We start from the raw sequence: 22,083 nt of genomic DNA, 5'->3' as shown, positions 1-22,083 counted from the left end.
ATTTAGAGATTTAAAATTCGTAGTCAAGTCTTGTCCCAAATGAAAATGTAGCAACATTTGATAGTATTTTGTCGCCAGAATCATCATAATAGTATGGTTTTACATTTAAGAAATTTGTTGCATAAAGAGAAACACTAAAACCATTTAAAAAATCTTTGGAAACTCGTAAATGGAAATTGTGAACAGCTTTCGGCAGTTTATTTTCGCTTTCATTATATTTTTGAATAAGATGTCCGTATTTTTGAACATTTGTCCTGTCTTCAACTGGAATATCATGATATACCAATTCCTTGTCTAAATAGCCATTTGGAAAATTTGATGTAGGAGATTTTGTGTTTTTTAATAAGACATGATCTGTTCTCATCGAAATTAATAATCCAACTGAGGGAATATGATAGTTGAAATTTGAGCTAATAGTAAAATTGTCGTATAAACTTGTTCTAGGATCAAAAACTCCGTATGTTTCGGGTGATAAAAGACTAGCCGAGGCCACATATGTTTTTACATTAGAAAAATCTTTAGTATGAACGTAAGACGCATTTAAACTGATGTCAAGGTTCAGAGGCTTAATCTTTTTAAAATTTATAATGGCTTCTATCCCTTTATCTTCAGAAGAATTATTGTTAGTTAAGGTATTCGTGAAATAATAAAAATTTTCAGTTCCAACAATTTGGTAAGTCGGAATTTCCGTTCCAACAATTACAACTTCAGCTTTTGGAATCACTCTATATTCAGGATGTTTTTCGCTCGAAAAACCATTGTAAAGTTTATTATAATATCCTGTGAAGTTTAATATTCCAAATGGCAGGTTAAAATCAAAACCTAATTCGGTTCGATAAGATTTACTTGGCTTAAGATTTAAATTATCTCCAGGAGTAATAAGAGTTTGAATCCACGCTTTTTGATAAATTCCTGGATAAGTATAAATTCCACTTCCAACAATTTTATCCAAAAAACGGTCTCCAGTATAAAGCTGATTTAATGATGGAGCTTTAGATGATATCCCAAATCCACTTCGAACTTTAATTATTTTATTAAATGTAAAAGATGAATTAATACGAGGTTGTAAAGACATATTACCTAGCTGATTGTCAAATCGAACTCCTAAATCGACATTTAAAATCTGTTCATTTTGAAATTTTTTAAAAATTCTGTCTTCAGCATAAGCAGACATTTGATTCTCAGTTTTAGAGTTAGTAAATTGATAATCTCTATAACCTAAAGTATTGTCATTGTTTTGTGTTAGTGCATAAAAATTTAGTAAACCTGTAACTGCATTTTTTCTTCCTTCACCTTTGTTAGCACTTGTTCGATTTGAAATTCCTAAAACAAGACTATGAATCCATTTGCTTTCATTAGTTAATACTTTGGTTGTCTCTAAAGTTAAAAAAGTCGAAATTGGAATACCTTCGACAGTATTGATGCTAGTATATTGAGAAGGAAGTATAATAGCATCATGAATACCTTCTTCGTAACTATCAGTAGCAGCGGCATTGGCAACATTAATATATCTGTCTCTTCTTGAAAATTGTTTATCATAGCTAAAACTTCCGTTAATATTAATACCGTCAATCCATAAGTTTTTGGGTTTCCACATGAAGTTATTTGAAATTGAAAAACCCTTTTTCTGATTTCTTGCTACTGCAGCATTAATATCATCAGGATCAGTTTTAGCTTCATCTAAGTTTAGACGGAATGAAGTATTAACGGTGTTTTTTATGGTTGAAGACTGATTCTTATATAACCACGACATATTTCCATTAACTCTCTCATAGTTTAATAAATTATCTCTTGGATCTGCTTTATTGTCAAGGTAATTAAGCGCTATATTCATCGAATTGTTTGCGTTTAATTTGAAGCCTTTAGTTAGATTTAATTCTGATGTAGCATCTCTTAGAGAAGCAGAAACCCTGTAAGGACTTCTACCAACTTTCGTTGTTATTAAGACAAGTCCAGAAGTTAAATCACCGTACTTTGCAGATGGAATTCCCTGAATAACTTTAATTTCTTCAATGTTATTAGTTGAGATTTCTCTTAAATCGACTCCTGCGTTTGCATTTGTAAAAGTTTTATCTCTTGTTCCAAATGTGTTGAACGTAAGTCCATTTGGATTAAAAGCTTGCATATTCTCGTTATTTGATATCGGAATATCATTCATGACAAAAGAAGTTCCAAATGCTTTAACGGTTGAAGTAGGACTAGATGGTACTGCAGTTCTAAAAACAATGTTTTTAAACTCGTTTAGGTCAAAAGTTGTAATGGTTTGTCCTGGAAGTTGCTGTAAAACATCATCCAAAGAAAATGCTTGTACGTTATTGATTGCATTTTTTTCCAAGATTAATTCTGAATACTGCCTTTTCTTTTCGGCTGTAACCACAACTTCCTTAAGGAAAAGCGTATTATCTTCCAAATAAACCGTAATCGAATTTTGATTGTTCTTCAAAATCTGATTAACATCTTTTTTTCCAAGAATGGAAAAGTTCAATTCAATATCTTGAAAATAGGGAATAGTGATACTGAAATTTCCATCTTTATCAGAAATAGTCCAGTTTTCAGTTTTGGTATCGCGAACAAAAACACCTGCCAAAGATGTAGAAGTTTCTTTAGATAAAACTTTACCCGAAATCGTCTTTTGAGAAAAAAGAATCTGGGTAAACAAAAGAAGAATTGTAATAAAACGCATCTGTATTTAATTAGAACAAATAAAAATAGTGATGCAAAAATATCAATAATTCTTTGCGAAGCAATGAAAAATAAGGAATTTGTAAAATGGAGTACAATTCAATTTGTGAGAAAATAAGAAAATATAGAGGCATAGTTTAAAAGCTACAGTGCTGATAAACAGTTAAATTTTTCTTAATTTTTTTTGTAAGAATATAAATAGGTATTTTTTAAGCTAAGATGTAGGTTTGATGTATTCTAAAACAGAATAATTCCTGTTAAAAGGAATCTTAGTTTCTTGTTTTGTTTATTCTTTTTCTAATTTTTTAAAACAAAAAAAAGAGCCAGAAATACTTTTCCAGCTCTTTTTCTATTATTAAGATTAATCTATTTCTTGCTTCTTGTCTCTTTCTAAAAAGAACTTAATCCAAAGATTCAGTCAGTTTTCTAAAAACAGATTTAGCATCTTTTCCTTCGTATAAAACGGCATAAACAGCATCGATAATTGGTGTTTTTGCTCCGTAACCTTGATTTAATTTATAAGCACTTTTTGTTGCGTAATAACCTTCAGCAACCATACTCATTTCCATCATGGCGCTTTTTACGGTATAACCTTTACCAATCATATTTCCGAACATTCTATTTCTAGAGAAAACAGAATATCCTGTAACCAATAAATCGCCCAAATAAGCAGAATCATTAATGTTACGTTTCATTTTATGCACTTTTCTAATGAATTTCTTCATTTCGCGAATTGCATTACTCATTAAAACCGACTGAAAATTGTCGCCATAACCTAAACCATGAGCAATTCCGGCAGCGATAGAGTAAATATTTTTTAGCATTGCTGCGTATTCCGTTCCAATAATATCGTCTGAGATTTTCGCTTTAATGTAATTTCCAGAAAGTGTTTTAGCAACCATTTTTGCTTTATCTGGATCACCGCAAGCAATGGTTAAGTACGAAAGTCTTTCTAATGCAACTTCTTCTGCGTGACATGGACCTGTAATTACTCCGATATTGTAATATGGAATATCATATTGAATATGAAAATGTTCCCCAACAATTAAACTCGTTTCAGGAACAATTCCTTTAATGGCAGAAAAAATAATTTTATCGGCTAAAGAAACCGTCATATTTTTCAATTCAGCATCAAGGAACGCAGAAGGAATTGCAAAAATAATGTAATCTGCATATTCTATCGCTTCGTTTATATTGTTAGTTAATTTGAGTTTATTAGTGTCAAATTCAACCGAACTTAAATAGTTTGGATTGTGCTTGTATTTTTGAATATGTTCGATTGCCGAATCATTTCGCATGTACCAAGCAATTTCTGAAAGATTAACGCATAACATTTTCGCAATTGCCGTTGCCCAACTTCCACCACCAATCACTGCAAATTTTAATTTTTCGCTCATTATTTTAATAATTTAAAACAAAAGTACTTAATAATGTGCTAATAAAGCAAAACCTGATTTAAGAAATTTTAAAAAAGCCTTTAATTACAATGACTTTCAAGAGTTTTTGCGATTAAATATTTTTTTTCAAACACTATACAATAAAAACACACGACTTACGTTGTAATACTTTATAAATTAGAATTTTAATGAATTTACAAGGAATTGAGTTAGTTAGTTTTGTTTTAGTATTTTAAAAAGGCGTTCCTAAATTTATTAAGAACGCCTTTTTTGATTTTTATATGAAATAGTTTTCAGTCTCAGTCACAGTATTCAGTGACATACTAACTGTAAACTGATACTGAGTACTGCGACTAATAACTAAGTTCAACAATAGATTTCACTTTATCTAAAGTTACTAATTGCTTTTCGCCTAAACCTTTCCAACCTCTTTCATCAAAGCGATTTACGATAAATTCTGCTGTTTTTGAATAGTCGTTTGTATATTGAGAAAGTTTCGTATCCATTCCCATTGTATGGAAAAACTCAACCGTTTTATTGATTGCTTCTTTTGCCACTTCGTCATCAGAACCTGTTAAATTAAAAATTCGTCTTCCGTATTGAGCCAATTTTCCTTTTTTACTTTCAAACATTACAGTGTACAAACTCGGACCGATAATCGCCAAAGTTCTAGCATGGTCAATTTCGTAAAGTGCTGTTAGTTCGTGACCAATCATATGCGTTGCCCAATCGCTCGGAACACCTTTCTGAATTAATCCGTTTAACGCCATTGTACAGCTCCACATAAAGTTGGAAGCCAAAGTATAATCTGTCGGATTTTCTACAACGCCTGGACCAACTTCAATTAAAGTCTGTAAAATTCCTTCTGCAATTCTGTCTTGTAGAAAAGCATCAGTCGGATACGTTAAATATTGTTCCATAACGTGTGTAAAAGCATCTACAACACCATTTTCAAGTTGTCTTTTTGGTAAAGAAGCAATTACAGTCGGATCGCAAATAGAGAATTGCGGAAACAAAGCACTTCCACCAGAAGATAATTTTTCTTGAGTTGCTTCAATTGTCACGACATAACCAGAATTCATTTCGCTTCCTGTTGCTGGAAGCGTCAAAACAGTTCCAAACGGTAAAGCATTTTCTTTAATTAATATTCTTTTTTGTAGAATGTCAATCGGATTTCCTTCAAAATTAACGGCTCCTGAAATAAATTTCACGCCATCAATTACAGATCCTCCGCCAACAGCAAGAATAAAATCGATTTTTTCAGCCTTAATTACATCAACAGCTTTCATCAAAGTTTCAAATCTTGGATTTGGTTCTATTCCGCCAAATTCTACAATTTCAAAACCTTTTAAATTGTTGATTACTTGATCGTAAATTCCGTTTTTAAAAATACTTCCGCCGCCATAAGCCAATAATATTTTAGCATTTTTTGGAACTAAAGTCGAAAGTTTTTCAATTTGTCCTTTTCCGAAGATTAAATTCGTCGGATTATATAATTCAAAGTTGAGCATTTTTTTTTTAAGGTTTTAAGATGCTATCCCGAGGCTTCGGGACTGAGGTTCTAAGTTTTTTGTTTGAACTTATTCAGCAAACTTAGCATCGTTGTTATTTAATTTTTTTATTAATTTATGATTTTGAAAGAATCAAAGATTATGGTTTTGCACAATCTCGATTATTGTTGTGCAATTTAAATATTGTTTCAATCTAATATATTCCAGTATATTTCCTTTAGGATTTTAGGAAATCCAAAGTTCTATACTATTAGAAAGGTCATGATAATTTATTTCATGAAGTTTTTCGTATAAATCTATCATTTTGAATATTGCAGATTCTTCATTTATTAAAAATTCTAATTCACAATTTTCTAATGTTTCATTTAATTGATTGTAATATGTAATTTCCTTTTCTTTCAAAATATATTATAATTATTTTTTACGGTTTAATTCCTTCAACAATTTCCCTGCCACCAATTTCGATGAAGCTGGATTTTGTCCTGTAATTAAAAGTCCGTCTTCAACTGCGTATGGTTGCCAGTTTGGACCTTTAGAAAAAATTCCTCCGTTTGATGCTAAAGCGTCTTCCAATAAAAACGGAACCACTTTTGTCAAACCTACTGCTTCTTCTTCCTCATTAGTAAAACCGGTAATTTTTTTACCTTTCACTAAATATTGTCCATCAACTTTTACGTTTTTTAGAACGGCAGGAGCGTGACAAACAAAAGCAACTGGTTTTTTGTGCGTGTAGAAAGATTCAATTAAAGCAATTGAACTTCTGTCTTCAACCAAATCCCAAAGCGGACCGTGACCTCCTGGATAAAATACTGCGTCGTAATCTTTTTGGTCAACTGTAGAAAGTTTTAAAGTGTTTTTTAATTTTTCTTGTAAAACTTTATCAGCATCAAAACGTTTCGTGTCTTCTGTTGCCGAAGCCGGATCGGCACTTTTTGGATCAATTGGCGGTTGTCCTCCAAGCGGAGAAGCAATTGTAATTTCAACGCCTTGATCTAGTAATTCATAATATGGCGCAGCAAATTCTTCTGACCAAAATCCTGTTTTTTCTCCTGTATTGCCCAGTTTATCATTGCTGGTAACAACAAATAAGACTTTTTTCATACTTTTTTTATTAGACTTTTGAGCCTCAGCAGAAATGCTTACGGCTGTAAATGCAGTTATTGCGAGTAATGCTATTTTCTTCATAAGATTAAATTTTCAACAAATTTACGGCTTATGTGATATCAGTAAAAATAAAATAAACTATGTTTGTTATAAATATATTTATATCATGGTAAATCTAGAATGGTACAGAACTTTTAAGGCAGTTTACAAAAACGGTAATTTTTCAGTGGCTGCGAAGGAATTATTTATGAGTCAGCCAGCGGTTAGTCAGCAGATTTCAATGCTTGAGGCGCACGTCGGAAATAAATTATTTAACCGGAAATCGAAAGGAGTTGAGCCAACCGAATATGCTAAGTTACTAAATAATTTGATAATAGATGCGTTAGAAAGGCTTGAAAATGTGGAAACTAGCTTTAGAACCAAAGCCGAAGATGCCAATCGATTAATTTCAGTCGGGATTTCAAAACATCTTTTTGACTGCGTTGGCGATCTTCTTATTTCTAAGTTTGATTTAATCGATTTCACTTTCGCAGAAAATGAAGAACTTTTTGCATTGGTCGATGCCAAAAAACTCGATTTTGCCATTACAACAAAAAGGTTCGATACTTTTGATACTACTTACGAAATTGTCGGTAAAATCAAATTGATATTGGTCGCACCAACAAGTTTGGATATAACAGAATTTCGCCAGAGGTTAAAAGCAGATAATTATACAGAAATTGAGCAATGGCTCAACGGACAAAAATGGTACAGTCATGATGCGCGAATTCCGCACATAAAAGTCTTTTGGCTGCATGCTTTCAACAAAAAAAGACCCTCTATGGTTCCCAATTACATTATTCCATCAGAATCTGAAATGTTGAGACTTTTGGCTAAAAATGATGGCGTTGCGGCAACATGGAATTGCAACGCTAGAAAATTAATTAAAGAAAATAAACTGCAATTGGTTTGGAATAGTTTTCACGTTCCAGAAGAATTTGTGTATTTATTGACGGCAAAGAATACCAATTCAAATTCGTTTTTCGAAACTATTGCTAAAGAGTTAAAACTGTTTTTTGGGAATAGGTTGTAATAATGTGTTGTAATTCAGTGTTTTGTTTTATTTTGTATTGAAAAAAGAATAACTTTGGTAAGTAAATTCCTAAACAAACAAATTATGAAAAAGATCGCGACAGTTTTGATGATTACCATCGTGTTTTTTATGAGCAATTCTTGCAGTAAAAGCGATGATGAAGCAATAGTAGATTGTTTTGGTGATTCAATATTAACCGAACTAAAGCATACTGCTGACGGAACAAATTCAAAAATAATTAATTACTCCATTCAATATAGTGGAGAGAATACCGTAACGTCTGTAAAATGGACTTTTGGCGACGGAAAAACCGAAACCATAAATACTTCGACAGGAGCCGTATCGCATACTTACAGTGCTGCAGGAACTTTTGAAGTTAAAGCAGATGTAACACTAAAAAAAGGTGGCGGAAGCTGTACAGTTAGCCCAAAGAAAAGTGTAACAGTGAACTAAAATACCACAAGTAAAAAATAGTAATGAGGATCAACTTTGTAATTTATTGCGTATGCATAGATTACAAAGTTGATCCTCATTCGTTATATTTGTTCGATATGATTTTTAAATATGGAAAAATTGCAAAATATTAGAATTGCCGTCGATGCAATTGTTTTTGGATATAAAAGCAGCGGTTTGTATGCGTTATTGATTGAACAGCAATTTGGTTCTTCTGATAAATATTGGGCTTTGCCTGGCGGTTTGGTAAAAGATGAAGAATCTTTGAGCGATGCCGTTATTCGTGAACTGCATGAAGAAACTAGTGTGCAATTAACCTTTATGGAACAATTATTCACTTTTGGCGATGATATTTACCGAGACTCTAGAAATCGTGTTATTTCTGTTGCTTATTACGCTTTAATCGATGCTTCTACATTAGAAATTAAAGCGAATACAGATGCCGAAAAAGTGCAATGGTTTAAAATTGACGAAATTCCGTCTTTGGCTTTCGATCATAATTTGATTTTAAAAAAAGGAATAGAAAGACTAAAAGCTAAACTAACTTACGAACCAATTGGTTTTGATTTACTTCCAGAAGAATTCTTGTTTTCGGATCTTGAAAACCTTTATTGTACTATTTTAGAAAAAGAAATCGACCGAAGAAACTTTCGAAAAAAAATACTAAGCTTTGATATTTTAGAGCAAACTGAAAATATTTCACCTGTAAAAAGCGGACGTCCAGCTAAACTTTTTAGATTTAATAAATTAAAGTACAAAGAGTTAATAGAAAAAGGTTTTCACTTCGAAATAAAGTTTGCGTAAATATTACACAAAATAAATTGTTTATTTAAAATTAAATTCTACATTTGCGTATAATTAACGCAAACTAAAAAATTATGATACTAAATCTTGACCCAAAATTCGCTCCTTTTCAAAATCAGGAAGAAATCAAATTTCAAAGTTTTACTTTCTCTGGAGGAGAGCCACATATTAAAATCAATCCAGATTTTGATCCGAATAGAAAAATTACAATTACACATAGACTAAACTCTTTCAATGATTTAGGTTTATTGTGTGTCACAGTTGATGCTTTACGTAGAATGGACGTTAAAATTATCGATCTTTTTATTCCTTATTTTCCAGCGGCAAGACAAGATCGCGTGATGATTCCAGGCGAACCACTTTCTGTAAAAGTATATGCTGATATTATAAATGCTTTACAATTGAGCAAAGTTTATGTTTTTGATGCGCACTCAGAAGTTACTCCAGCTTTGTTGAATAATAGTACAGTTATTCCAAATTATACTTTTATCAAAGAAGTTTTAAATAGAATTGGAGAAAATGTAAAATTGATTTCTCCAGACGGAGGCGCTTTGAAAAAAATCTACAAAGTATCTGAGTTTTTAGGCGGAGTAGAAGTTGTAGAATGCAGTAAAAGCCGCGATGTGAAAACTGGAAAATTGTCTGGGTTTAAAGTTTACGAAGATGATTTAAACGGAATGGATTGTTTAATTGTAGATGATATTTGCGACGGTGGTGGAACTTTTGTCGGACTGGCCGAAGAATTGAAAAAGAAAAATGCCGGAAAATTATACTTAGCCGTAAGCCACGGAATTTTCAATAAAGGTTTCGAAGTTTTAAATTGCTTTGATGGCATTTTTACAACAAATTCATTTAAAGATTTTGACGATCAAAGTGTTATCCAAATTAAATTAGAAAAATTAATATAAAAAATATATGAACCCACTACTATTAACCGACGGTTACAAAGTTGACCACAGAAGACAATATCCAGACGGAACAACAATTGTGTATTCTAACTGGACACCAAGAAAATCTAGAATCGAGGAGCTAGACGAAGTTGTATTTTTTGGACTGCAATACTTCATTAAAAAATATATCATTCATGATTTTGAAGAATATTTCTTTAAAAAGCCAAAAGAAGAAGTCGTAAATAAATATGCGAAAAGAATCAATAACTATTTGGGAGAAAATTTAGTTGGAACAAAACATATCGTAGATTTGCACGATTTAGGTTATATTCCGATGGTTTTTAAAGCCTTGCCAGAAGGAGCAAGTGTTCCTTTGCGTGTGCCGATGTTTACGATGTACAATACAATTCCAGAATTTTTCTGGTTGACAAATTATTTTGAAACGTTACTTTCTGCTGTGGTTTGGCTTCCTTGTAATTCTGCGACTTTGGCAAAACAATACAGAAAAGTGTTAGACAAATATGCGGCGGAAACTTCTTCTGTTCCAGAATTTGTAGATTGGCAAGCACACGATTTCTCAATGCGAGGAATGGGTGGAATCGAAGCGGCTTTGACTTCTGCAGCGGGACATTTATTGAGTTTTACAGGTTCTGATACTATTCCGGCGATCGATTTCTTAGAAGAATATTACAATGCTAATTCAGATTTAGAGCTTGTAGCGGGTTCTGTAGCTGCAACAGAACATTCTGTAATGTGCATGGGAACAACAGAAGGTGAATATGAAACTTTCAAGAGATTGATTACGCAAGTTTATCCAAAAGGAATTGTTTCTATCGTTTCTGATACTTGGGATTTATGGAAAGTTTTAACAGATTATCTTCCAAGATTAAAAGAAGAAATTGTTTCTAGAGAAGGAAAAGTCGTAATTCGTCCTGATAGCGGTGATCCAGTTGATATTATCTGCGGAAATCCGAACGGAAAAACAGAACAAGAAAAGAAAGGTGTTATTGAATTACTTTGGGATGTTTTTGGAGGTTCTACAAATACAAAAGGGTTTAAAGAATTAGTGCCTCAAATTGGTGCGATTTATGGAGATAGTATCACCGTAGCACGTGCAACTCAAATCTGCGAACGATTAAAAGCTAAAGGATTTGCTTCTACGAATGTCGTATTAGGAATTGGATCTTTTACTTATCAATACAATACCAGAGATACTTTCGGATTTGCGATGAAAGCAACTTACGGAGAAGTAAACGGAGAGGGAAGAGCGATATTCAAAGACCCGATTACAGATGACGGAACCAAAAAATCTGCTAAAGGATTGATGAAAATTGATTTAATCGATGGAAAGTATCATTTAACTGATAATGTTTCTTGGGAAGAAGAAAAACAAGGTGAATTGAAAGAGGTTTTTAGAGATGGAAAACTTTTAGTAGATCAATCACTTAGTGAGATTAGAACTCGAGTGAAAAGTGAAGTAAGTATCGAAGCATAATTATAAAAGAAAAGCCTGAATTTAAAATTCAGGTTTTTTATTTTAAGAACAATACTTTATTCTAAACTCTGCTGCATCTTTAGAATTAAGACCGATTAAATTAATTCCTTCTTTGCATTCCATTCGTTTTTCGCGGATTAATTTTCCAATAAATAATTCGAAAAGTAAAAATGAACGATGTTCATCATTTATAAAATCTAGATATTCTCTTTTATAAGGAAGTTTTTCAGTTGTTAAAATATGAATTAAAACCTCTTGTAATTCGTCAAGATGCCTTTCTGAGTTTAACTGAAAATACTTTTCAACTTTAATCCCATCATAAGTAAATGAAATAAGGTTTTTAGTGCCATTTCCATACATGGGACCAGATCTATAGTTTTGTGTTTTTTCTCCTGAGAAAGAATTTCCATAAATCACAAGATCTTGTAGATTTGAATAGTTGTATTCTATTTCATTTACTACGAGAAAATCTTCGTCAAATGCAATTTTCCCTTTTAAATATCCATTGAAATTTTCAAATTCTGCAAGCCTAATAAAAGTTCCGGCTAAATGAAAGAGCAAAAGAACTGCTATAGGGTAGTAAAAGTACTGAGATAGTTTATAACCTAAAAATCGTTCAATCAGAAGTAATATTAAACCATACAAAATAACTGTTCCAATAGACAAATATGATAATTTTTCTGAAAGGGTTAAATTAAAGAATTTAGGTTTTTCAGGAATAAAAATTGAAGCAGAAAAAAGCATTTACTTCTTATAAAAATTATTGTGATCAATATATTCCCAAACTTTCGGAGGCAATAAAGGTTGAATATTTTTACCTTCTTTAATGCTCTTTCGAATAAAAGTCGAAGAAATTTCCACAATTGGTGCATCAATTACATGAATTTTTGGATGCGATTTTAGCTCAACATTTTCAGGTTCATCAGAAATTCTCGGATAAACATAAATGTCATGATTGTCTAAAATTACTTCATAGTTTTTCCATTTATGAAGCGTTTTCAGATTGTCTTCGCCCATAATTAAAGAAAATTCATGATTTGGATATTTCTCTTGTAAATGCGCTAAAGTAATTACGGTATAATTCGGCTGAGGTAATTTAAACTCAATATCTGAGGGTTTTATTTTCGGATAATCTTCCGTCGCCAGAAAAACCATTTGCAAACGATGATGATCATCTAATAAAGTCGCTTTCTTTTTTAATGGATTATGTGGCGTAACGACCATCCAAATCTGATCTAAATCGGCAAATTCTGCCATATGATTGGCAATGATTAAATGACCAACATGAATAGGATTATATGTTCCGAAATAAAGACCTACTTTCATTTTTTTATAGTTTCGCAGAGAGTCGCTAAGATAGCACAAAGATTCGCAAAGTTTAAAAAGCTTCTGCGAATCTTTGTGTATTTTTCTTTGTGATTCTCTGCGGAATAGAATTTATTTATTTACGAAATCCTTAACCAATTGATGCGCTTCTTCAAGAGCAACTTCTAAATCATAATTTTTGATAATTACGTCAAATTGAGGAGCTGTTGCCAATTCTACAGATGCTTTTGCAATACGCATATTGATTTTGTCTTCGCTTTCTGTAGAGCGTTCTTTTAATCTACGCTTAAGTTCGTCAACACTTGGTGGTTTTACAAAAACGGCTAAAGTTTGTTCCGGAAATTTATGTTTAATACGTAATCCTCCGGCAACGTCAATGTCAAAAATTACATTTTTTCCTAAAGCCCAAATACGTTCGATTTCAGATTTTAAAGTGCCGTAAAAGTTATCACGATATACTTCTTCCCATTCTAAGAAATCTTCTGCTTTAATGTGTTTTTTGAACTCTTCTAACGAAATAAAATAATAATCTTTTCCGTGAACTTCTTCTCCGCGCGGGTCACGTGAGGCAGCCGAGATTGAAAATTCAAGATTTAAATCTTCTTGCCCTAATAAATGTTTTACGATAGTTGTTTTTCCCGATCCTGATGGTGCCGAAAAAACAATTAATTTTCCTTTGTTCATTGTGTGTTTATGTGTGATCTGCCTTTAAAAGCTAAATTCTTTCTCTAGAACAGATAGTAATTCATTATATGAAATTAATTCATCTACTGTTGGATAATACTTTAAATAAGTTTTAGGATTGTCAAAATAGAAACTGTTTTTGGTTTTTCTATTTCTGATGTAAACATCATATCCTTCTCCGTCTACAACAAGTCTTTTTTTCGTTACAATTGTTGGCTCACCTTTTTCGAATTCTATTTTTGGTGTGCCAAATTTATAGCTGATATCTTTAATATTGGGCAAAAATTCAACATTCGTCATCAGAATTTTTAGCCAAATTAATTCTGGATCTACTGGCTTTAATTTTCCAATTTTTTCTTTTGGAAAAACTATGCCATTGATTTTAGTTATTTGTTTTAATCTAGAATCGTAGTAAGATATTTCCCCTAACCAATTATTCTTTTCTTTATACATTCTAAAAATAACAGTATTATTGCCTATTGAATTTTTATAAATGCGAATTTCTTGTTGATATTCTAAAGAATCAGATATTCCTAACGCTTTATTTATTTCAGAGACTTCTTGACCGAAAGATTTAAATATTATTAGAAAGAAGAAAATGAAATATAGTCTCATAACAACTAAAGAACGTTTAATACCTGTTCCTTAATTTTTTCCAATTCATCTTTCATCATTACAACCAATTTCTGCATTTGAGCATGATTTGATTTTGAGCCCATTGTATTGATTTCACGCCCCATTTCTTGAGTAATAAAACCAAGTTTTCTACCATTAGCTTCAGAACCGTTTAAAGTTTCTAAAAAATAGTCCAGATGGTTTCCTAAACGTACTTTTTCTTCCGTAATGTCTAATTTCTCTAAATAATAGATTAATTCCTGCTCAAAACGGTTTTCATCTACATTAACTTGTAATTCTGAAATAGCATTTTGCAAACGATCTTTAATTGCTTGAATGCGTTCTGGATCAAGAGCTAAAGTATCGTTCATAAATTGGCGAATATTTCCAATTCTTAGATTGAATTCTTTTTCTAAAGATTCACCTTCGTCTTTTCTAAAATTTAAAATGTTTTGAAGCGCTTCGTCAATAATAACCTGAATTTGTTCCCAATCATCTTCGTCAATTTCTTCACGTTCTGTTTTTAATGTGTCAGGCATACGAACTGCCATTTTCATTAATTCCGTTTCATCTGCATCAGGATTGACTTCTTTTAACTGTGCGATATAGTATTTTACAACAGGTACATTTACTTTAGTTGTGGTTTGTTCTGCGGTGTTTTCGATGTAAATCGCAAAATCAATTTTTCCTCTCTCCAGTTTGGTCGAAATCTGAGTACGTAATCCTAATTCCATTTCGCGGTAAAGCGATGGCATTCTTACATTTAGATCTAAACCTTTGCTGTTTAAGGATTTTACTTCAACAGTAATTTTTTTTGTAGGCAATTGCAAAGAAGCTTTGCCAAACCCTGTCATAGATTGTATCATATAATTGAGTATAAAGGCGCAAAGATAATTAAAAGTTTGCTGCTTTGTGTTGTAAATTGTAAATCAGTTTCGTACAAATTACAGAATAGGATTCTTACGATAATGCTTTTATAACTTCTGCGACATTTTTTTGGCTGTTGCCGATGTAAATCTTACCGTCAATAATAAAAACCGGACGGCTTAAAAAAGTGTAATGTTCTAAAATGTATTTTTTAAAATCAGTTTCGGTCAAAGATTTGTTTTTTAAATCCATTGATTTGTACAACTGTGCTTTTTTGCTGAATAAAGCTTCGTAACTTCCTGAAAGTTGGTACATTTCTTCAAGCTGATCTTCAGTAATTGGATCTTGTCTAATGTCTTGAAAAACCAAATTGTTTTCTGGTAAGCTTTTAATGATTTTTCTGCACGTATCGCAAGAAGCTAAATAATATATTTTGTCCATGATTTTTGAATTGTATTAGACTACAAAGAAAAATCATTTGAAACTTAAAAATGATTAATTTTAGAAAAAAAAATAATAATATGAGTTCGGTTTTTGAAACGCAAAAAACAATCAGAGAAATTCTCTTAAAAATCTTAGAAGGACATTCTTTAGAACAATTAAATAAAATTCCGCAAGGTTTTAATAATAATCTTATCTGGAATGTAGCGCACTGCGTTGCTGCACAGCAAACATTGGTGTACAAATTATCGGGACTTCCAACAATGGTTTCGGAAGAATTTATTTCGAAATATCGAAAAGGAACAAAACCTGAAGGAGATGTTTCGGAAGAAGAAGTGAATGAAATTAAAACTTTGCTTTTGAGTACATTCGAAAAAACAAAAAATGATTTCGAAAGTGGTCTTTTTGTCGAATATAATGAATACACAACAAGCATGGGATTTACATTAAGTAATGTTCAAGATGCATTAGATTTTAATAATTATCACGAAGGAATTCATACTGGAATCGCGATGACTTTGAGAAAATTGGTTTAAATAAAAATCCCGCTCAAGAGCGGGATTTTTTTATTCTACTATTGTTTCGATTGTAACTTTCATTGCTCCGGCACCTTTGTTTTTGGTAATGTCCATAAAAGCTCTTTTGGATAAATCAATCTCACGGGTTTTTACAAATGGACCGCGGTCGGTAATTTTTACAATAACAAACTTTCCGTTTGCTTCATTGGTTACTTTTACTCTAGTTCCAAAAGGAAGTTTTTTGTGAGCTGCAGTATAACTGTTGTTGTTGAATCTGCTTCCGTTAGCGGTTCTTTTTCCATTAAAACGATCTGCATAGTAGGAGGCATGTGCGTTTTTTTTGTATGGTCGAAGTTTCAAGCCTTTGTCTGTGAAAACTGAGTCAACTGGCAATGCAATAATATTTGGTCTTGCATTTTTTACAGTGTCTTGAGTAATTTTTGGGTCTGTTGCAGGTTTTGTTTGACTTATAACATAGGTAAAACCACTAATTAAAGTGAAAGCGATTGTGGCGAATAAAATGATTTTTTTATTTCTCATGGGTTATTTTTTTTCAGACTTGGGGGAGTTTGTACAAATAATATGCCGAGATAAAAAAAGCCCTGTTGAAAGGGCTTTTAATTGGTTTTTTCTAGAACCAAAGGTTCCATGGAATTCTGCTTAAAATAAGCAATAATCCTAATCCGTAAAATATAGCAAAGGTTTTAAATTTAGCTTCGCTGTTGATTAATTTTTTATGTTTAGACCATCCAATTGTAATTAGAACGATTGCAATAAGGTTAATAAGAGGGTGTTCTAATGATGTTAATCTAAGTTCTGCATTTGACATTTGACCAAAAGCAGCTTTTCCAAGTGGAGAAACGAAATATAGTATTAAACCAATTAATAACTGAGTGTGAGTTCCAATTAAAGCAAATAAAGCAATTTTTCGATCTTTAGCCGTAAACTCTTTTTTTGATGTTACTCCGATGATTGCATTGACAACTGCAACGAGTAAAAGCAGTAATGCTAAATAGGCCCATCCGGAGTGAAATTTTTGTAGAAAATTATACATAAACCTTGTTTTTTGTTTGAAACAAATATAACAAAAATGACTAAAAAAAAACGGCATTAGACTCAAAAGTCAATGCCGTTTTTACTATTTATTTAGATTCTAAATTCTTAGAAATCGTAACGTAGTGTAAAGTTCCAAGTTCTTCCAAAACCGAAGTATACCTGGTTATTGTTTGCTACACCATTCCAAACTAATCCATTTGAAGCATAAGTTCCGTTTGCACCAGCTGGTTGTCCAGTAGCAACAGGTAAGTTATCATCTGCAAAGAAGTTAGTTCTTGATTCAGCAATATAAACTTTGTCAAATACGTTGTTTACGTTTAATCTGAAGTTTACAGATTTGTCTTTGTTTTTACCAGTTAACATTTTGTATGAGAAACCAGCATCAAATAATCCGTAAGCAGGTAATTCTAATGATCCTTTGTTTACAGGATTTGTAAAGCTGTTAGGGCTAATTCCAGCGTAAACATGGTCGTTGTAGTTGTAGTTAGCATCTAAAAACACTCTTGTTAAAACTTCGTAAGAAGCACCCAAAGAAGCTGTTACTTGTGCAGCATCACCAACTTTTACACCATCCATGTAGATAGTAGCAGCAGTATATCCAGGTACTGGAGTGTTGTCTACTTGCCAGTATGCATTTAATGTAGCATTTCCTTTGTATTCCCAGATTCCGTAAGAAAACATACCATTAAGTCTTAATTTGTCTGTAATGTTTGAGCTTCCTTCGAACTCAATACCAGAGTGAACTTCGTTAAGTCCTGTGTACTCAGTATAAGTTGTACCAGCTGGAATAGTTGGAGAAGTTGGTAAAGCATTTCCTTTTAAGTATCTGTCATTCCAGTTTGTGTTGTAAACGTTAACAGAACCATTAAAGAATCTTGAACGGAAAGAGTAACCAGCTTCAAAACCTATGATTTTCTCATTAGTAAGGTTAGGATTTATTGTAGATCTGTTGTTTGGATATACAGAGTTGAAGAATGGTTGTCTTGAGTAGTATCCTGCATTAACGAAAACATTGCTTTTTTCGTTAAGGTTGTAGTTAACACCACCTTTAACGTTTCCACCTAAAACATTTTTGTAATCTGTTGATGACAAAGGATCAGTTGGTAAGTAAACGAAATCATCTTCTCTTTTAAATCCTTGTTGAGAAATAGCTCCTTGAATGAAAGCAGTTAAGTTGTCTTTAGAGTACTCTAATTGAGTAAACACACCATACCATCTAACTTTTCCAGTACTGTTGAAAGAGATTTTGTCGTAGTTTTTCTTGTCAAAAACATTCCATTGAACATCTGTAGGGTATGTTGAAGTAATATGTCTTGCAGGATCACTTTTCTTAGAAGTATCGTAAAACTCATCAGCTCCAAATAAATCGTTTACTACTGTAAAGTGGTATCCTGTGTAAGTTCTTCCATCAAAACCAAAGTCTAAAGTAAAGTTTTCTCCAAGTTTTTTGTTTAAGTTGATTACAGCTCCGTACCAGTCATGAGAGTTGATAGAAGATGTTTGAGAGATTCCTGAAGTACCAGTGCTTGCACCAGTAGCAGCATTAGAACCAGAAGAGAATGTATTTTGGTAAACACCTCCTACTTTAGCTCTTGTTTGTAATCCTGTAAAACCGTTGATGTAAACAGGTTGTCCTGAATTGTATGCTTCGATTTTATCGTAATCGATTAATCCGTTTGGAGTTCTGAAAGCTACTAAATCATTGTAAGCTTTTCCTCTAATTCCACCAGCAGCACTAGCTCCAGCTCCACGTCCTAAAGACGCATAAAGTACTGTAGAAAGTTTTGTAGTTTCGTTTATTTTGTAATCCCAGTTGAAAGATGCAATTGGTTTGTGGTAGTAGTTTTTTCTGATGTTGTACTCTTCACCATTTCTGTAACCTGCATCAGCGTTATATTTGATATTTGGTTTGTCAAGAGAACCGTATTGTTGGTAAGTAGCAATTGTAGATACAGTAGATCTTTGGTTGTGCCATTGTGGTGCACCAGTTACTGTTAATTGGAAATCATGCGTACCGCTTTTGTTTCCATATCCTAAAGCTAAATAGTAGTTTGAACCTTCAAATGCTGTTCCAGGAATGTAACCATCTCCCATTGTTTGAGACAATAAGATAGAAGCAGAAAGTCCGTTGCTTAATTTTCCTGTACTGTAAGAACCTTGAATTTTAAAGTTTCTTCCATTACCGAACATAGAAGCGAAAGATCCGCCTTCTTTTCTGTCAGAAGTTTTAGTAAGGATATTGATTGTTCCCCCAACAGAAGGAGAAACTAATTTAGAAGATCCTAAACCTCTTTGAACTTGAATAACAGAAGCTACATCTGATAAACCAGCCCAGTTACTCCAGTAAACAGAACCATTTTCCATGTCGTTAACTGGCATACCATTGATCATTACAGCGATATTATTTTGGTTAAAACCACGTAATGTAATTCTAGAATCTCCAAAACCACCACCTGATTTAGTTGCATAAACAGAAGGAGTGTTTCTTAAGATCTCTGGAAACTCTTGAGTTCCTAATTTTTGCTGAATTTCAGCTGCTTTAATTGTAGAAACAGCAACCGGAGTTTTTCTGTCTTTAGCAACGTCAATTACGCTACTTTTTACTACAATTTCAGTTAATTCGTTCGAGTTAGATGCTAAAACAATCTCACCTAAGTTTGTTGTTGAGCCATTAGATACTGTAAATTTTACAGTTTTGCTGTCATAACCTAAGAAAGAGACAACAATCTCTCCCGAACCTGTTGTTGAATTGAGGGTAAATTTACCATCAAAATCTGTTGAAGTAGCTGTAGATGATCCTTTGATCGCTACGTTTGCTCCTGGTAAAGAACCACCTGTTCCATCGGTAATAGTACCAGTAACTTTTCCTTGAGAAAATACGGTTGAAACTATCATAAAAAATAGTCCGGTAAGTAACCAATTTTTCATTTTCTTCATTTTGTTATTGAGTTAATTGTTTTTGGCAAAATTATAACAAATAACTTAGATAATGTTATCGAAATGTTAAGAAAAACCAGTTTTGTCTTTTATGTTGCGCATTAAAATGAATTTTCCTTTTTTTATTAAAAAAAACGCTGTTTGTTTAAATTAATGTAAGCGTTTTTTGTTAAATCTGTAATTTTTTGAACAGAGTTGTAAGTGAAATTGTGCAAATCAACTTAATTTGCATTCATTTTGTCGGCTTTTTATGTAAAAAAACGTCTTAATTTTTGTTAAATTAAGACGTTTCAATCTGTTAGAGAAATATTAAATTTCTGCTTTTATTTATTTTTTAAGAAATGATTCAATAAAAAAGAAGTCGAACTGTCGTGTGTTTTAACAGTTTTAGAATTGATTTCATCTAAGATAGAATTAGCCAATTGTTTTCCTAATTCAACTCCCCATTGATCAAAACTTAAGATGTTCCAAATAATTCCTTGAGTGAAAATTTTGTGTTCGTATAAAGCAATTAAAGAACCTAAGCTTTTTGGAGTCAGTTTTTGAATCAAGATTGTATTCGTTGGTTTGTTTCCTGTGAAAACTTTAAAAGGCAATAAATAAGATGCTTTTTCTGTAGAAAGTCCTTGTTTGTCAAATTCTGCCTGAACTTGCGCTGGAGTTTTTCCGTTCATTAAAGCTTCCGTTTGAGCAAAAAAGTTTGACATCAATTTATCATGATGATCTTCGTTTCCGTAAAGTGGTTTTACAAATCCGATAAAATCTGTTGGAATTCTTTTTGTTCCTTGGTGAATTAATTGGAAGAAAGCATGTTGTGAGTTTGTTCCTGGTTCTCCCCAAATAATAGTTCCTGTTTGGTAATTAACAGGTTTTCCGTCACGGCCAACACTTTTTCCATTACTTTCCATAGTTGCTTGCTGCAAATACGGAGCTAATTTTGACAAATATTGTGTGTATGGAATCAAAGCTTCACTTTCTGCACCATAAAAATTATTGTACCAAACGCTTAATAAAGCTAAAATTACTGGAATATTTTTATCTAAGTCAGTTGATTTGAAATGCTCGTCCATTTCGTTTGCTCCAACTAATAATTGGTTGTAGTTTTCAAAACCAATTGCCAAAGCGATACTTAAACCAACAGCGCTCCAAAGAGAAAATCTTCCTCCAACCCAATCCCACATCGGAAAAACGTTGTCTGGATTAATTCCGAATTCTGTTACATTTTTAATATTTGTAGAAACAGCCGCGAAGTGTTTTGCAATATCTTCCTGAGAAGCCGATTTTAAAAACCACTCTTTAATAGTTTCAGAATTTGAAAGTGTTTCTTGAGTTGTAAAAGTTTTAGAAACAATTACAAATAAAGTAGTTTCAGGATTTAATTTTTTAATGATTTCATTAACGTGATCACCGTCAACATTTGAAACGAAATGAAGGTTTAAATGATTTTTGTAAAACTGTAAAGCTTCAACCGCCATAACTGGACCAAGGTCAGAACCACCAATTCCAATATTTACAACATCAGTAAATGCTTTTCCTGTATAACCTTTTCTTTGCCCAGAAATAACTTCTTCAGTAAAACTTTTGATTTTATTTTTTACTTCGTAAACTTCTGGAATTACATTTTCTCCATCAACTTTAATTACAGCAGATTCTGGAGCTCGTAAAGCAGTATGAAGTACAGCACGATTTTCTGTTTTATTAATTAATTCACCTCCAAAATAATCAGCAATTGCATTTTTTAATCCGATTGAATCTGCCAATTCTAATAAAAGCGAAATAGTTTCTTGACTAATATTATTTTTAGAATAATCTACAAGGAAATCGTTCCATTGCAAATTGAATTTCTCAGCGCGGGCACTATCTTGTTGAAACAATTCTTGTATTGTGGTTTCGTGAATTGCGTTATAGTGGTTTTGGAGATTTTTCCACGCTTCAGTCCCAGTTGGGTTTGTTGTGTTTAAAGCCATTTTTATCTATAATTGAGTTTGTTCTTTGAAACACAAAAATACTGAAATAACTTTTAAAAGGAGAACGGTTCACGATTATATAACAATTAGTTACGAAAACGTTTTATGGATTCTATTTTATGAAACTAAAAACGATACCGGCAATAAAAAGCGCTAGAATTATAAATATTAGGTATAATAAACATAAGCTGGCAATTAGAAAAGCAATGATATAGCCAAATTTACTAAGCGGTGAAGATTCTGAATATATTTCTTGATAGAAAT

The 22,083-nt window shown here is 32.4% G+C and carries 20 protein-coding genes; 6 read left to right on the top strand and 14 right to left on the bottom strand.

The window, feature by feature from the left end; all coding sequences use genetic code 11:
* Window positions 1–10: 10 nt before the first annotated feature.
* The 4 genes from NYQ10_RS03560 to NYQ10_RS03545 form a co-directional block, all read right to left on the bottom strand.
* Window positions 11–2,683: a TonB-dependent receptor gene (locus tag NYQ10_RS03560; RefSeq protein ID WP_289878923.1), complete on the bottom strand. Its 2,673-nt coding sequence runs from the start codon at window positions 2,681–2,683 to the stop codon at window positions 11–13.
* Window positions 2,684–3,083: 400 nt separating this feature from the next.
* The gene (locus NYQ10_RS03555; RefSeq protein ID WP_289878922.1) at window positions 3,084–4,079 is read right to left on the bottom strand and encodes an NAD(P)H-dependent glycerol-3-phosphate dehydrogenase; all 996 of its coding nucleotides are present in this window, start codon (window positions 4,077–4,079) and stop codon (window positions 3,084–3,086) included.
* A 353-nt stretch (window positions 4,080–4,432) separates the two neighbouring features.
* Window positions 4,433–5,590, bottom strand: a complete 1,158-nt coding sequence (locus tag NYQ10_RS03550) for an iron-containing alcohol dehydrogenase (RefSeq protein ID WP_289878921.1) — start codon at window positions 5,588–5,590, stop codon at window positions 4,433–4,435.
* A 414-nt stretch (window positions 5,591–6,004) separates the two neighbouring features.
* Window positions 6,005–6,775 (bottom strand): type 1 glutamine amidotransferase domain-containing protein, encoded by a 771-nt coding sequence (locus NYQ10_RS03545; RefSeq protein ID WP_289878920.1) that lies wholly within the window; start codon window positions 6,773–6,775, stop codon window positions 6,005–6,007.
* Window positions 6,776–6,860: 85 nt separating this feature from the next.
* On the opposite strand from NYQ10_RS03545, the gene NYQ10_RS03540 reads away from it, so the two are divergent.
* The 5 genes from NYQ10_RS03540 (at window position 6,861) to NYQ10_RS03520 (ending at window position 11,408) form a co-directional block, all read left to right on the top strand.
* On the top strand, window positions 6,861–7,766 hold the full coding sequence (locus tag NYQ10_RS03540; RefSeq protein ID WP_289878919.1) for a LysR family transcriptional regulator: 906 nt from the start codon (window positions 6,861–6,863) through the stop codon (window positions 7,764–7,766).
* An 84-nt stretch (window positions 7,767–7,850) separates the two neighbouring features.
* Window positions 7,851–8,219, top strand: coding sequence for a PKD domain-containing protein (locus NYQ10_RS03535; protein WP_289878918.1), 369 nt, complete (start codon window positions 7,851–7,853; stop codon window positions 8,217–8,219).
* Between the two features lie 111 nt (window positions 8,220–8,330).
* Complete coding sequence (locus tag NYQ10_RS03530; protein ID WP_289878917.1) at window positions 8,331–9,023, top strand: NUDIX hydrolase; 693 nt, start codon at window positions 8,331–8,333, stop codon at window positions 9,021–9,023.
* 74 nt (window positions 9,024–9,097) lie between these two features.
* Window positions 9,098–9,931, top strand: coding sequence for a ribose-phosphate diphosphokinase (gene prs / locus NYQ10_RS03525; protein WP_289878916.1), 834 nt, complete (start codon window positions 9,098–9,100; stop codon window positions 9,929–9,931).
* A 7-nt stretch (window positions 9,932–9,938) separates the two neighbouring features.
* Window positions 9,939–11,408, top strand: coding sequence for a nicotinate phosphoribosyltransferase (locus NYQ10_RS03520; RefSeq protein ID WP_289878915.1), 1,470 nt, complete (start codon window positions 9,939–9,941; stop codon window positions 11,406–11,408).
* A gap of 42 nt (window positions 11,409–11,450) precedes the next feature.
* Here the strand turns inward: NYQ10_RS03520 and NYQ10_RS03515 are convergent, their stop codons facing one another.
* The 6 genes from NYQ10_RS03515 to NYQ10_RS03490 form a co-directional block, all read right to left on the bottom strand.
* A complete protein-coding gene (locus NYQ10_RS03515; RefSeq protein WP_289878914.1) occupies window positions 11,451–12,152 on the bottom strand; it encodes a hypothetical protein in 702 nt (233 codons plus the stop codon).
* Window positions 12,153–12,734, bottom strand: a complete 582-nt coding sequence (gene nadD / locus NYQ10_RS03510) for a nicotinate (nicotinamide) nucleotide adenylyltransferase (RefSeq protein WP_289878913.1) — start codon at window positions 12,732–12,734, stop codon at window positions 12,153–12,155.
* Between the two features lie 111 nt (window positions 12,735–12,845).
* Complete coding sequence (gene gmk / locus NYQ10_RS03505) at window positions 12,846–13,418, bottom strand: guanylate kinase (RefSeq protein WP_276171791.1); 573 nt, start codon at window positions 13,416–13,418, stop codon at window positions 12,846–12,848.
* A gap of 24 nt (window positions 13,419–13,442) precedes the next feature.
* Window positions 13,443–14,033 (bottom strand): hypothetical protein, encoded by a 591-nt coding sequence (locus tag NYQ10_RS03500; RefSeq protein WP_289878912.1) that lies wholly within the window; start codon window positions 14,031–14,033, stop codon window positions 13,443–13,445.
* Window positions 14,034–14,038: 5 nt separating this feature from the next.
* Window positions 14,039–14,899 (bottom strand): YicC/YloC family endoribonuclease, encoded by an 861-nt coding sequence (locus NYQ10_RS03495; protein WP_289878911.1) that lies wholly within the window; start codon window positions 14,897–14,899, stop codon window positions 14,039–14,041.
* Window positions 14,900–14,993: 94 nt separating this feature from the next.
* Entirely contained in the window at window positions 14,994–15,341 is a 348-nt protein-coding gene (locus NYQ10_RS03490) for an arsenate reductase family protein (RefSeq protein ID WP_289878910.1), read from the bottom strand.
* Between the two features lie 80 nt (window positions 15,342–15,421).
* On the opposite strand from NYQ10_RS03490, the gene NYQ10_RS03485 reads away from it, so the two are divergent.
* Window positions 15,422–15,877 (top strand): DinB family protein, encoded by a 456-nt coding sequence (locus NYQ10_RS03485; protein ID WP_289880996.1) that lies wholly within the window; start codon window positions 15,422–15,424, stop codon window positions 15,875–15,877.
* Between the two features lie 30 nt (window positions 15,878–15,907).
* Here NYQ10_RS03485 and NYQ10_RS03480 read toward each other — a convergent pair whose 3' ends face one another.
* The 4 genes from NYQ10_RS03480 to pgi form a co-directional block, all read right to left on the bottom strand.
* On the bottom strand, window positions 15,908–16,399 hold the full coding sequence (locus tag NYQ10_RS03480) for a septal ring lytic transglycosylase RlpA family protein (protein ID WP_184159255.1): 492 nt from the start codon (window positions 16,397–16,399) through the stop codon (window positions 15,908–15,910).
* 91 nt (window positions 16,400–16,490) lie between these two features.
* Complete coding sequence (locus NYQ10_RS03475; RefSeq protein WP_095953867.1) at window positions 16,491–16,913, bottom strand: hypothetical protein; 423 nt, start codon at window positions 16,911–16,913, stop codon at window positions 16,491–16,493.
* A gap of 107 nt (window positions 16,914–17,020) precedes the next feature.
* The gene (locus tag NYQ10_RS03470) at window positions 17,021–19,852 is read right to left on the bottom strand and encodes a TonB-dependent receptor (protein ID WP_289878909.1); all 2,832 of its coding nucleotides are present in this window, start codon (window positions 19,850–19,852) and stop codon (window positions 17,021–17,023) included.
* 323 nt (window positions 19,853–20,175) lie between these two features.
* Window positions 20,176–21,819: a glucose-6-phosphate isomerase gene (pgi, locus tag NYQ10_RS03465; RefSeq protein ID WP_289878908.1), complete on the bottom strand. Its 1,644-nt coding sequence runs from the start codon at window positions 21,817–21,819 to the stop codon at window positions 20,176–20,178.
* Between the last annotated feature and the right edge of the window lie 264 nt (window positions 21,820–22,083).

The sequence above is a fragment of the Flavobacterium johnsoniae genome (assembly GCF_030388325.1).
Classification (GTDB): Bacteria; Bacteroidota; Bacteroidia; order Flavobacteriales; family Flavobacteriaceae; genus Flavobacterium; species Flavobacterium johnsoniae_C.
The sequence above is the reverse complement of the archived record's forward strand: the minus strand, read 5'-3'. Positions and strand labels throughout refer to the sequence as shown.

Coding starts and splice junctions, on each gene's coding strand:
- NYQ10_RS03485 (WP_289880996.1), top strand. CDS start 15,422: ATGAGTTCGGTTTTTGAAACGCAAAAAACAATCAGAGAAATTCTCTTA.
- gmk (WP_276171791.1), bottom strand. CDS start 13,418: ATGAACAAAGGAAAATTAATTGTTTTTTCGGCACCATCAGGATCGGGA.
- NYQ10_RS03530 (WP_289878917.1), top strand. CDS start 8,331: ATGGAAAAATTGCAAAATATTAGAATTGCCGTCGATGCAATTGTTTTT.
- pgi (WP_289878908.1), bottom strand. CDS start 21,819: ATGGCTTTAAACACAACAAACCCAACTGGGACTGAAGCGTGGAAAAAT.
- nadD (WP_289878913.1), bottom strand. CDS start 12,734: ATGAAAGTAGGTCTTTATTTCGGAACATATAATCCTATTCATGTTGGT.
- NYQ10_RS03560 (WP_289878923.1), bottom strand. CDS start 2,683: ATGCGTTTTATTACAATTCTTCTTTTGTTTACCCAGATTCTTTTTTCT.
- NYQ10_RS03490 (WP_289878910.1), bottom strand. CDS start 15,341: ATGGACAAAATATATTATTTAGCTTCTTGCGATACGTGCAGAAAAATC.
- NYQ10_RS03475 (WP_095953867.1), bottom strand. CDS start 16,913: ATGTATAATTTTCTACAAAAATTTCACTCCGGATGGGCCTATTTAGCA.
- NYQ10_RS03545 (WP_289878920.1), bottom strand. CDS start 6,775: ATGAAGAAAATAGCATTACTCGCAATAACTGCATTTACAGCCGTAAGC.
- NYQ10_RS03500 (WP_289878912.1), bottom strand. CDS start 14,033: ATGAGACTATATTTCATTTTCTTCTTTCTAATAATATTTAAATCTTTC.
- NYQ10_RS03555 (WP_289878922.1), bottom strand. CDS start 4,079: ATGAGCGAAAAATTAAAATTTGCAGTGATTGGTGGTGGAAGTTGGGCA.
- NYQ10_RS03515 (WP_289878914.1), bottom strand. CDS start 12,152: ATGCTTTTTTCTGCTTCAATTTTTATTCCTGAAAAACCTAAATTCTTT.
- prs (WP_289878916.1), top strand. CDS start 9,098: ATGATACTAAATCTTGACCCAAAATTCGCTCCTTTTCAAAATCAGGAA.
- NYQ10_RS03495 (WP_289878911.1), bottom strand. CDS start 14,899: ATGATACAATCTATGACAGGGTTTGGCAAAGCTTCTTTGCAATTGCCT.
- NYQ10_RS03540 (WP_289878919.1), top strand. CDS start 6,861: ATGGTAAATCTAGAATGGTACAGAACTTTTAAGGCAGTTTACAAAAAC.
- NYQ10_RS03470 (WP_289878909.1), bottom strand. CDS start 19,852: ATGAAGAAAATGAAAAATTGGTTACTTACCGGACTATTTTTTATGATA.
- NYQ10_RS03480 (WP_184159255.1), bottom strand. CDS start 16,399: ATGAGAAATAAAAAAATCATTTTATTCGCCACAATCGCTTTCACTTTA.
- NYQ10_RS03520 (WP_289878915.1), top strand. CDS start 9,939: ATGAACCCACTACTATTAACCGACGGTTACAAAGTTGACCACAGAAGA.
- NYQ10_RS03535 (WP_289878918.1), top strand. CDS start 7,851: ATGAAAAAGATCGCGACAGTTTTGATGATTACCATCGTGTTTTTTATG.
- NYQ10_RS03550 (WP_289878921.1), bottom strand. CDS start 5,590: ATGCTCAACTTTGAATTATATAATCCGACGAATTTAATCTTCGGAAAA.